12 protein-coding genes, 1 tRNA gene and 1 pseudogene are annotated in these 10,138 nt (G+C 54.9%); 9 read left to right on the forward strand and 5 right to left on the reverse strand.

Going from position 1 to position 10,138, the window contains the following annotated elements:
• Nucleotides 1-175: 175 nt before the first annotated feature.
• Nucleotides 176-251 (forward strand) — tRNA-Val (locus HPY90_RS13405).
• 158 nt (nucleotides 252-409) lie between these two features.
• On the opposite strand, the pseudogene HPY90_RS13410 reads toward HPY90_RS13405, so the two are convergent.
• Nucleotides 410-712 (reverse strand): annotated as a pseudogene (locus HPY90_RS13410) (tyrosine-type recombinase/integrase); the annotation flags it as partial.
• Nucleotides 713-1,319: 607 nt separating this feature from the next.
• Between HPY90_RS13410 and HPY90_RS13415 the strand changes: the two are divergent.
• The 7 genes from HPY90_RS13415 to HPY90_RS13445 all read left to right on the forward strand — a co-directional run bounded on the left by HPY90_RS13415 (nucleotide 1,320) and on the right by HPY90_RS13445 (nucleotide 7,963).
• On the forward strand, nucleotides 1,320-1,646 hold the full coding sequence (locus tag HPY90_RS13415) for a hypothetical protein (RefSeq protein WP_287195201.1): 327 nt from the start codon (nucleotides 1,320-1,322) through the stop codon (nucleotides 1,644-1,646).
• A 145-nt stretch (nucleotides 1,647-1,791) separates the two neighbouring features.
• A complete protein-coding gene (locus HPY90_RS13420; RefSeq protein ID WP_287195203.1) occupies nucleotides 1,792-2,013 on the forward strand; it encodes a hypothetical protein in 222 nt (73 codons plus the stop codon).
• A gap of 38 nt (nucleotides 2,014-2,051) precedes the next feature.
• Nucleotides 2,052-2,246, forward strand: a complete 195-nt coding sequence (locus HPY90_RS13425) for a hypothetical protein (protein ID WP_287195204.1) — start codon at nucleotides 2,052-2,054, stop codon at nucleotides 2,244-2,246.
• A gap of 554 nt (nucleotides 2,247-2,800) precedes the next feature.
• The gene (locus HPY90_RS13430; RefSeq protein ID WP_287195206.1) at nucleotides 2,801-3,217 is read left to right on the forward strand and encodes a hypothetical protein; all 417 of its coding nucleotides are present in this window, start codon (nucleotides 2,801-2,803) and stop codon (nucleotides 3,215-3,217) included.
• Nucleotides 3,218-3,343: 126 nt separating this feature from the next.
• Nucleotides 3,344-5,500, forward strand: a complete 2,157-nt coding sequence (locus HPY90_RS13435; RefSeq protein WP_287195208.1) for a helicase HerA domain-containing protein — start codon at nucleotides 3,344-3,346, stop codon at nucleotides 5,498-5,500.
• A complete protein-coding gene (locus HPY90_RS13440) occupies nucleotides 5,500-6,867 on the forward strand; it encodes a DNA double-strand break repair nuclease NurA (protein WP_287195210.1) in 1,368 nt (455 codons plus the stop codon). The genes HPY90_RS13435 and HPY90_RS13440 overlap by 1 nt, the downstream gene beginning before the upstream one ends.
• A complete protein-coding gene (locus HPY90_RS13445; RefSeq protein ID WP_287195212.1) occupies nucleotides 6,854-7,963 on the forward strand; it encodes a DNA methyltransferase in 1,110 nt (369 codons plus the stop codon). Before HPY90_RS13440 ends, HPY90_RS13445 begins: the two co-directional genes overlap by 14 nt.
• A 453-nt stretch (nucleotides 7,964-8,416) precedes the next feature.
• Here the strand turns inward: HPY90_RS13445 and HPY90_RS13450 are convergent, their stop codons facing one another.
• Nucleotides 8,417-8,785: a uroporphyrinogen decarboxylase family protein gene (locus HPY90_RS13450; RefSeq protein ID WP_287195214.1), complete on the reverse strand. Its 369-nt coding sequence runs from the start codon at nucleotides 8,783-8,785 to the stop codon at nucleotides 8,417-8,419.
• Between HPY90_RS13450 and tnpA the strand changes: the two genes are divergently transcribed.
• Nucleotides 8,761-9,180, forward strand: coding sequence for an IS66 family insertion sequence element accessory protein TnpA (gene tnpA, locus HPY90_RS13455; RefSeq protein WP_287195216.1), 420 nt, complete (start codon nucleotides 8,761-8,763; stop codon nucleotides 9,178-9,180). The genes HPY90_RS13450 and tnpA overlap by 25 nt on opposite strands.
• A gap of 188 nt (nucleotides 9,181-9,368) precedes the next feature.
• On the opposite strand, the gene HPY90_RS16230 is transcribed toward tnpA, so the two are convergent.
• From HPY90_RS16230 to HPY90_RS13465, 3 genes are all read right to left on the reverse strand, one after another.
• Entirely contained in the window at nucleotides 9,369-9,647 is a 279-nt protein-coding gene (locus HPY90_RS16230; protein WP_353733675.1) for a tyrosine-type recombinase/integrase, read from the reverse strand.
• A 60-nt stretch (nucleotides 9,648-9,707) separates the two neighbouring features.
• Nucleotides 9,708-9,908, reverse strand: coding sequence for a hypothetical protein (locus HPY90_RS13460; protein WP_287195218.1), 201 nt, complete (start codon nucleotides 9,906-9,908; stop codon nucleotides 9,708-9,710).
• Nucleotides 9,909-9,928: 20 nt separating this feature from the next.
• The coding region (locus HPY90_RS13465; protein WP_287195220.1) for a hypothetical protein at nucleotides 9,929-10,138 on the reverse strand (210 nt) is incomplete at its 5' end.

Genomic DNA, 10,138 nt, shown 5'->3' on the forward strand with positions numbered 1-10,138 from the left:
AAATCACCGTGGCCAAGATGATCAAGCGGCTCGGCTTCGGTTTCAGGAACCGCCAGAGTTTCCTAAAGAGGGCCTTCATTGGATGCTGCCCCCGAAGCGTCATCCCACAGTTATTGACCTAGAGCCCTCGGCGTGTTGCCTTGTCGTTGCTCCTTTGCTATACTTTGTGATGCGTGGGCGGCTAGCTCAGTGGTTAGAGCGCGTGACTCACATTCACGAGGTCAGAGGTTCGAATCCTCTGCTGCCCACCAGCGTAAGGCGCAGTTCCGCCCGGGGCACACCTAAAACTGGTGCAATTTTCGTGCAGTTGCAAGCGGTTTAGAGCAAAAAGCCTGCTAGAAGCGGGTTCTGGACCGTCTTCAATCCCAAGGCGGCTCGAGCGATGGCGACCGAGCGGTTGTGCCCCAGGCTAGGTGTTTGAGCGGCGTCCGCTGCCTGGGTTCTCGTGTGGTCCCGTGTCCCCCTCAGGAGTGCTTTCTCCTGTTACCCGCTCGACTATAGCTCCCATCTTCTCCTCGGCTCGTCTCTTCAGGCCGACCGTGACGTGGCTGTATGTATCCGCCGTGGTGCTGATGCGCGAGTGCCCGCCGAGCTCGGAAACCACTTTGAGGTCTTCGCCGGCTTCCAGCATCATCGTCGCCCACGTGTGCCGCATGTCGTGGAACCGCGCGTGCTGCACGCCTGCCTGTTTCAAAAGGTGGTCCCACAAGCGCGTGAAATTCCGGGGGTCTGTTTAACAGTTGATAAGCTGTTTTTCCCAAAACAACTGTTAGGGCACGCCGTGATTTATGACTGGATTCAGACTAATGTTTCCGATGAGGGTTTGGCTCTGCTATTTAGGGTGGCGTTTTCGGTTCTTACGACGCTCGTGATTGCTAAGCGGGGTCCGGAGTATGACTTGGAGTATCGCAAAAAGATTGCTTCACAGGCATACAATGCCATAACTGAGTCATGTACCGTCGTATACGTGGATGATAATCTATTGGCTAGTGCTTTGAGGCGTTATTTTTTCCTGCCAGATAGAGAAACCCCATCGACGAGGAGATCATCCGAATGGCCGCGGAAGAAACCAACCTGTGAGCCTGCTTCAGGTAACACCGCTTCCGTGCCACACGTCTTCCGGGTCCGGCTGGAGGCCGGACCCGGAAGACGTGTAGCAAATTAGCAAAAGGGCGATACGGTCTCGTATAAAGGAGACGAGGTGTCCAGGGAGATGACCACAAGAGAACCAAATTCAGCATCGACAAGACGAACAGCCGGTAAGAGAAGGGACATTGTGCTGCGGGTCCTGAGAGGAGAATCCATAGACCGGGTAGCACGTGAGCTCAACATACCGGTCCACGTCATCGCGCAGAAGAGACGACTTCATCCAGGCGGGGACGGAAGGACTCAAGTCCAGGCCCGTGAGTCTTGCGGAGAAGAGGCTCAAGGCGGCGCAGGCTAAGATCGGGGAACTCAACATGCAGGTGGAGATACTTCAGGAGTATCTGAAGAAAAAGGGGCTTTGGCCACCCCGCCGATGTTCGGGATCTTCTGACCCGGGAAGACGGGTCGAGACCGCCCGTAAAGGTGGTTTGCGCGGTACTTGGAGTCAGCAGGTCGAGTTTCTACGCCAGCCGGAACTCAGGAAAGCCCGGTGGTGTTAAGAGGGGACCGAAAGCCATCATCGGTGACGAAGAACTGCTCAGCGCGATCAAGGAGGTGCTCTCTGAAACTCCCTTCTGGGGGTGAGGGGCACAGAAAGGTACGGGCACGGTTAAGGAGGTGGAAGAACGTTTTTTTCTGAGGGTGATGCGGAAAAACGGGCTGCTTGCTCCCTCGAGAAAACGGCACGTTCATTCCGACGGAAAGCACGACGGCACGATAATCCCTCAAGGCATCAACGAACTATGGGGAGCCGATGCAGCTCGATTCTGGACAGGGGAAGACGGTTTCTGCTGGGCTTTCATCTGCATAGACCATTACAACCTTGACCCTTTCGTGACGGTGAGCAAGTCGGGGAACGAGATTTGAAGCGCTGGACCCGGTGCTGAAGGCGGTGAGAGATAGGTTTGGGCGAGTGGAAAAGGGGGGTTTGCCAGGGAGTTACCCTGAGACACGACCATGGTTCCCAGTACGTGAGCCGGTACTTTTCAAAGCGAACTCCGCTGGCTCGGCATGAAATCCTCGACGGTTACGTGGCTGAACCTGAAGGGAACGGCGTAGCCGAGTGGTTCATCAGAACACTTGAGGAACGGGTCATTTAGCCTAACAGGTTCAGGAACGTGGCTGAAACACGGAAAGCCATCGAGAGGTTCGTTGAGGAATTCAAGAAGTCGTGGCTCGTCGCACGTGTGGACTACAGGACACCGCTAGAGGTTTTGCAGAAACCCTTTTCTGAAAGGCAGGTGGCAGACTAACCCAGAGCGAATGTATAGCCAAACCCGTGTCCAAAAAAACCGGGTGCAATGCAATCCACGCGAGAGAAACGGCTTGAGGCGATCAAGAGAGCGAAGGCCGAGTTGGAACGGGAAGCCAGGGAGAGACTCGAAAGAGAGCAGGCTGAGCGCAGGAAAGAGGCCGAGTCCAGGGGGCAAACGTACAGACCTGTCAAGGATCCAGGGGATGCAGAACCGGGGGAGGGCGCTCAGTGGAATTTCAGGGATCCTGACTCGTGGATCATGGTCAACAGCGACCAAGCGTTCATCCGGGGGTACAACGCACAGGCTGCTGTAGATGCGGAGATCCACATTATCGTTGCTGCGGATTTCGGTAACCAAGTGAGTGACTCAGGCTATCTCCTGAACAGGTGCTACAGGTTGTGGAGAACACTGGCCGGTTTCCGAAGGAAGTATCGGCTGACGCTGGATACTACAGCGATAAGAACAACATCGAGTTTCTTGAGAAGAAGGACATCGAGGTTTTCATTCCCCCTGATAAGGTAAGACACAGCGAATGGCGGACTCAAAAGGCAATACGTGGCCCAATGCAGAAGGAAGAACTCAACCTCAGGCAATTCCTGCTCCGGGGACTGGAGAAAGTGCGCCCCATGTGGCGGCTTACCTGTGCGGCAAACATCTGGGAAATGTTTCGGGTAGGGATAAGCTTCGATACAGTTGAGGAATTGACAAGGGGGCTGCTGCGGCATCCTCCCAAACCTTACCGGACGCTGTCAGCAAACAGCTCCCGAGGAGGTCAAGGCGTCGTTTTTAAAGCTATTTCGCACACGGGCTGCTAGTGGGGGATTTTACAACCGGCCCTGACACTACTACTGGTCACGCCACGAGCCAAGGCACTAGAGCAGGAATCAGGTAGTGTCAATAAATAGACTTAACCGTGCAGCAAAGCTAGGGAGGGATTCACAGTGTCTGAAGTCATGCAGACTATTCAGGAGGCCAGAGAGGAGCTTTCGCGCAAGCGAGTGGCCGAACTCCTTGATTCGCTTATACAAACGGACCGCTACGTTGGTGAAGTGATCTCCCTATCGTATGATGAGGCGATTATTCAAGTTCACGACCACTATCGCCACGTAGTCGGAGGACTTCCGGCCCAGTGTTTCCTAATAGCTACGAGGAAGTGGCCGGGGCCTAACTGCGACTGGGACGACGAAGATGCCTGCGTAATCTTGCTGCGCGTGCAGGGCCCCGCGGCCTTGCCACATGACGCTGAGGCTTTTCGAATTCGGGCTGAAGCCGCGCAAAACCTGTCAGAGCAGCATGGCTACTGGGACAGGGATCAGTTAGACCTGCACACGAGGAATCTTTTGTCGTTTGCAGGCTTAAAATGCCGGGTGTTGGGTACTTTTTATGTTGACCGTCAGGAAGACGGCACGCTGGTGCGACGCTTCGGAGCGGATATTTCGAACTATTATGCTGCTTACGCCCTTAAGGTTTATAAGCCCTCGGGTAAGGCTCTGGAGATTATAGCTAACTACAGAGACCCTGATCGTTTGGCAGACCATCCTTTGAAGAACGAGCGCGTTGAGATCGGTCGTGTCCGGTATGCTTCTACCGATCGAAAGGGGCATGGGGTAGATACCGTCAGAATCAGCATAGCTCCTACCGACCTGCTGCGCCAAAAGACAGCTCTTTTCGGAATGACGCGGACGGGTAAATCTAACACAACCAAGATTATTGCAAAGACGCTTTTTGAATTGCGGTACCGAAATCCCGAACACGGAAGAATCGGTCAGCTTATCTTCGACTACAACGGAGAGTACGCTAACGAAAACGTTCAGGACCGAGGCGCACTCAAGAATGTGTGGAGGCTTCATTCGGCTGGCGTTCCCCATGATGTAGTCACCTACGGAACCGAACCACATCCCAACGACCCTGATCGGCGCTTAATGAAGGTGAATTTCTACCTGAACGAGATGCTACCGCTCGGGAAACGGCTTATTGATGACTTACTTGCCAATGAAAAAGTTCGGTACGTTGAAGCATTCAGGAGGGTTTCGGTGGATGCTCCATTAGAAGGAGCCGATCAGAGCACAATAACCCGCCACAGGCGTCGCTGCTTGGCGTACAGGGCGTTATTATCTAAAGCAGGTTTTGAACCTCCAGAAATCTTCAAGTACCCTCGTGGTGAGAGACTATTTAACCGTGAACTTATTGAAGCAATGCGCAACAGCAAGCATACGCAGGCACACCAGTTTGCCGATGCTGCACAGGTGCTAGAACGAGTCAGCGCTGGTCAGAGGATGAGCTGGGATCAGCTTGCCCATGCCTTGGCGGTGCTATACTCGTTCATAACTATGAGCGACACGGGTTATGAAGAATTTAATAGGCAATACATGAGCCAAAGTTCATCTGGGTCCAGTTGGGCAGATGAAGATTTCCTGGGCATCATCGGTATGCTCGCGCAACGCAATGGCCCAGTGCTGGTCAAGCGGGCGCTCAATCAGCATACCAGTACGGTAAATCGGGACTTTGCAGACATGATTTGCGAAGACCTCCATAAGGGACGGTTGGTGATTGTTGACCAATCTCTGGGTAACACGGAGCTAAACCGATTAAACGCTGATCGCGTTATGGAGCATATTTTCCGGACACATCAGCGCGTATTTTCCGGCGGGCAGATACCGCCGGACATCATAGTGTATGTTGAGGAAGCACATAATCTGTTGCCAAGCGGGACAGACTTTGACCCCGACGATTCACGGAGTATCTGGCCACGGGTCGCTAAAGAAGGTGCCAAGTTGCATATAGGATTGGTCTATGCTACCCAGGAGGTTTCCAGCATCCACAGGAGTGTGCTAAAAAACACCGCTAATTGGTTCATAGGTCACCTAAACAACACTGATGAGACAAGAGAACTCGTGAAGTTTTATGACTTCGCGGACTACCAGTCTTCAATCCTGCGAGGGCAAGATCCCGGGTTCATCAGGGTGAAGACGCTCTCCAACCCTTACGTGGTGCCAGCCCAAATAGATCGCTTCTACGTTGAAACGGTCAGTACGGCTGCGAAAGAAACCGGAGGAGGAGCCGACAGCGTGCAAGAAGCCGAAAGGAGCGAATCCTAGTGCCCAACACAGGAGAACGTTCAGGCTATATAGCGTTATCGAGGATAGCTGGCAGCGAAAAGGTAAGAGGTTTTCTGGCTAGCTGTGTCGTTCGTTCACCTGCCGAACGGGGAGGAGCCAGTAAGGCAGAGGAATTGCTGCGTATTGACCAGACGGGCTGTGACAGTCTTCCCCGCTTCGTTATCGCCATTGACGGGAGCTGGACGCAGGTTCCTGTAGAAAACGGTTTTCCGGGAGCCGAGGTCGGCTTTGTGTCCGTGGCTCTGGTTCTGCTGGACCTCGAGCGGATTAGGCACCTGTCCGCAGAGCAGTTTCCTGCGCCACCCGAGGTCAACCGAACGGTGCGAACAGGGGCGGGCGAGTTGGTGCTACCCGGATGCAATGTGCAGCGAAGCGACGCCCGCGACCCAAAACATTCCTTTCGCCACCAGCTTTTTGAAGAGTTGGCCAGTATACGGTCGGCAGATGATGGGGAAAGCTTGCTGGACACGTACCATGCGCTTCTTAGTTATAAAAGCAGTGCCAGAGACGAGCGGTGCCCGTACGATGATTGCCCTAAGGACACGCAATCCTTTGATCGCGGATTAGGTGCGTACACTTGCTCGTGTTCGCTACAGCGCCCCCTGTACTCAACAGACGCGCTAAGGATCCATGAGTCCTTCAATTTGACCGGACCTAGCGGACAAGCCTACGGCGAGGCCATGCAGGTTATAGAACGACTACTTTTGATCAATTTCCTCCGCACGTTGGAACAGAAGGGGTGGCTGGATAGTCTAGCCCAGATTGCGTTGGTGGTAGATGGCCCGCTTGCGGTCTTTGGTCATCCGGCGTGGCTGAAGGATGCGATCAGCAAAGAACTGCAGCGTCTTAACCAGGCGGCCAAAAGAATTACCGGCCGCGATATTCTGCTTCTGGGAATCGAGAAGTCGGGGGCGTTTTTGGAACATTTCATCCGCCTTGATACGAGCACTACCGGATCGCCGGGCACCTTCCCTCCAGGAACCGTTTTGTTGCTGACCGACGCGTACATCAAAGATCACATTGTGCTCACAAAGAGCGAGCGGCCATATGGGTACCAGACGTATTTCGGTCGCAAGTTTTTCTACAAGACGCGCTCGGGAGCCCGGATAGTAGGAATGACTCCGTATCTTGAAGAGGGCGACAGCGACCTTTCGGTAGCCTTCCCCGACCAGTTTCCTAGGCTTCCCGAAGCTGTGGCGTTGTTAGATGCTCTGGTCTCCTCGCGGCATCCTGACCTAGTTGTGCCTCTTGTTGAGGCGCACGCACAAGCAACAATTGCCAGAGGGCTAGGGACACGAGTACTGGAGCAGCTGGTCAAGGAGTTGGTGCGGCGTGGACCACGTTAGGGACGTTCCGACAGTGCCCAAGAATGCTGTACGCTGGTTATCTTTTGGGCCGTACTACGGGATGTTTCCCGTCGATTTTGCTCTGAAAGTCGTGACCCAGTACACTCAACCAGGAGATATGGTGCTTGACCCGTTTGCAGGGCGCGGAACGACGGTAGCTGCGGCCGCCGCTTTGAATCGTTGCGGGTTTGGGGTGGAAATCAATCCAGTCGGCTGGCTCTACGGTGCTGTGAAGCTCGCTCCAGCGGATGTCACGCGGGTCTTGCAGCGTCTCGAAGACATCGCTGCTAGGTCAAGTGCGTACGCGCACGAAGCCAGCCAGCTGCCCGAGTTCTATCTTTGGTGTTTTGCCCCCGGCGTGCGCCAGTTTCTGCTAGCGGCGAGAGAGCATCTTAGGTGGAAAGATGATCCAGTAGACGCGACGCTTATGGCGTTTATACTACTTTACCTTCAAGGTAAGCGTGGAGAAGCACTTTCGAACCAGATGCGCCAACAGAAATCAATGGCACCAGCTTATTCGGTCCGCTGGTGGAAAGTACGAGACATGAAGCCACCCGAAATCGACCCGGTGAGCTTCTTGGTGCCGCGCATCCGCTGGCGGTACGCCCTGGGTACCTTACATCCTGGGATCAGCGAGATGCTCCTGGGGGATTCCCGCGAGCTTCTGCTTGCTCGCCAGGGGACTGCCCAAGCACGTTACCAGTTGCTCCTTACCTCACCACCGTATTATGGGCTGACATCCTACTACTACGATCACTGGCTGCGCTACTGGCTGCTAGGAGGGCCAGAGTTGCCCAGCATGGTTGGCGAAGCCTGGGTGAGAGAGAGCCGGCACAACAACCAGAAAAGGTATCGCGAGCTTTTGCAAACGGTATTTGCCGCTGCTGCAGAGATGATGGCGCCGGATGCCACCATCTATGTGAGGACAGATGCTAGGGACTTTACCCGGCAGGTTACGGAAGAAATCCTTGGGAAAGCCTTTCCGCGCAAGCGGATCCATGTGCAACCTGCACCCTTCCGGCGGCGCCCACAAACAGCTCTCTTTGGAGATCCAGAACCGAAACCTGGAGAGGTCGACTTGATACTTACAAACTGACCAAATGGATGGGTAAGGATTGGTTAGAATCCCTAGCGATGGTATAGTTTCTAGCGTATGCTGAGTCGAGCAAATGTGTTCCTTGACAGAAAGAGGTCATTGGCGGCTCTCCTTCGGGTTGGAACAGACCGAAACGAAGCCCTGCTACGACCATATTACCCAGCGGCTCATGGTGCGGTCACATGCGGGAACTCACCGCCCCGGAAACCAGGGAGTACATCACCCATCACCTCAAGGTAGCAGGACGCACATCGTCTCCCTTTATACAACGCTGTATCCCTCTCTTGCCAATTTCGTGTCCAAGGAAATTGGGTACAGCTCAATCCCAAAGAGGAAAAACCTCTACATCAATCCTCCTGTTGATGTAGAGGCCTGAAGGGTCCGTCACTGTTCTTGAGCTACTCCAAAAGCTTGTAGCCCTCTTCTGAGGCGCACACTGCACACGCCCGAACCCTAACCATACTTTTCCACCGCTTCAATGAGGGCGTGGAGATTCTCGACAGGTGTATCCGCAGTAGCTGTTCCTATGCTCGGAGAAAGGATGAAACCTCCGCCGGGTTTCACCTGCTCCAGCAGCTCCCTCACGTGTTCCTCTATCCTCGCAGGAGTACCGCCGGCCAGCAGGCTCACTGGTATTCCTCCCACCACGCACGTATGCCCCTGCAATACTCTCTTAGCCTTAACAACATCCGTTTTCTCAAAATACGCGTAAGCGTCAAACTGTCCCCACCTGGCCTTGTGGTGCGTAGTGAAGGATAATCTCCCCGAACTTGCGTGAATCGGGGAGGTTTTCTGCGATGACCAAGGCTGAACAGCAGGCACGGCGCCAGCAGTGGCAGCAGTGGATAGCGGAGTACAGAGCCAGCGGTCTTAGCGCCAGGGAGTGGTGCGCGTCCCACGGGGTAAATCCTCACCGGCTGTGGTACTGGCTGCGGCGTTTCAGGACGGAAGAGGAATCGGGCTCAACTAAGTGGCTGCCGGTAGACCTGAGCGGTGTGGAAACCAAAGGACAAGCTGAGGGCCTGGTGCCGCGCTGGCGCCCAGCTACTAACTGTCCAAGGGACTCCTGGGACACGAAAAGCTTGAAACCACGGCGATCTACACGAAAGAGACGAAGGCATGCTTGCGACGGTCGAACGGCTAAATTAAGGCGGCTGCTAAAGTCCAACCCGGTTTCGACAGGAGCGAGGGAAATGAGCACTCGGAGGTCCCCCTGAACCTTGAGGCCCGCAGGGCCGTGGCGAGCCGCCTAGCTACGCCATCGAAAACCTGCCCCGTCAGTGCGGACGCCGGTGAATCGGGTAGGGTGTCACCGGCGGTTCTTTTTTGGAGGCGAAGAGGGAATTCATCTTCCCGGCGACTTCCTTCGTCATCGTCGGTGTCACGCGGGAATAGATGTCTAGGGTTACGCTGATCTGGTTGTTCCCGAGTTGGCCTGAACGAACTTCGGATGGACCCCCTGGGCGAGAAGAAGCGTGGCGCAGGTGTGCCGGAGATCGTGGAAGCGGATCCTCGGCAGGCCTGCCTTCTCAAGGACCGGGTACAAGGAGCGGTTCCGGACGTTCGACGGATCGAGGTGCGTCCCGATCTCCGTGGTGAAGACAGGGCCCCGGTCTTGCCATACCTCCCCGGCCCGGAGGCGTTCCTTCCCCTGTCCGGTCTTGTGCCGCTTAAGGGCGAACACGGCTATATTGGGAAGTCGAAATTCACCAAGGGGGTGTACGCTCTGCTGGCTGTCTGCTGGCTACCCCTTCGACTTAGTTCCGAAAGTCTCCCGTATTAGTCTGCCGTCAGAATCCAGTTCACGGATGATAACACGAGTGGCAATGGCCTTGGGCACAGGGTTCCCTTCTTCGTCGAAATAGTAGACTTCCGCAACCGCCCCACCTGCGGGAGTTAACTGACCGGGCGGCATGTGGTGTATTTCAACAGCTGATTCGCTCAAGTCTCGCCGTGGCTCAAACCTTATCCCTCCGTCTCCAGGGTAAGGGTTCCGGTGGTCAAACCTGCCTTCGAGGATCTCACGAGGTATCCGCTTGAACGCCGTACACTTAGAGCCGACGCCGTCTTCCGCTGAATGAAGCGAGAGATGCTTACATCGCGCACATTGTTCGCCGTACTTTGGATAGAATGTCCCGCGATCATCAATCCCCCTGAAGACCAAAACCGTTTACC

It is taken from the genome of Syntrophothermus sp. (assembly GCF_013314835.1).
Classification (GTDB): Bacteria; Bacillota; Syntrophomonadia; order Syntrophomonadales; family Syntrophothermaceae; genus Syntrophothermus; species Syntrophothermus lipocalidus.

Excerpts from the sequence above, each read along its gene's own strand:
- HPY90_RS13420 (WP_287195203.1), top strand. The coding sequence starts at position 1,792 with ATGCGGAAAAACGGGCTGCTTGCTCCCTCGAGAAAACGGCACGTTCAT.
- tnpA (WP_287195216.1), top strand. The coding sequence starts at position 8,761 with ATGACCAAGGCTGAACAGCAGGCACGGCGCCAGCAGTGGCAGCAGTGG.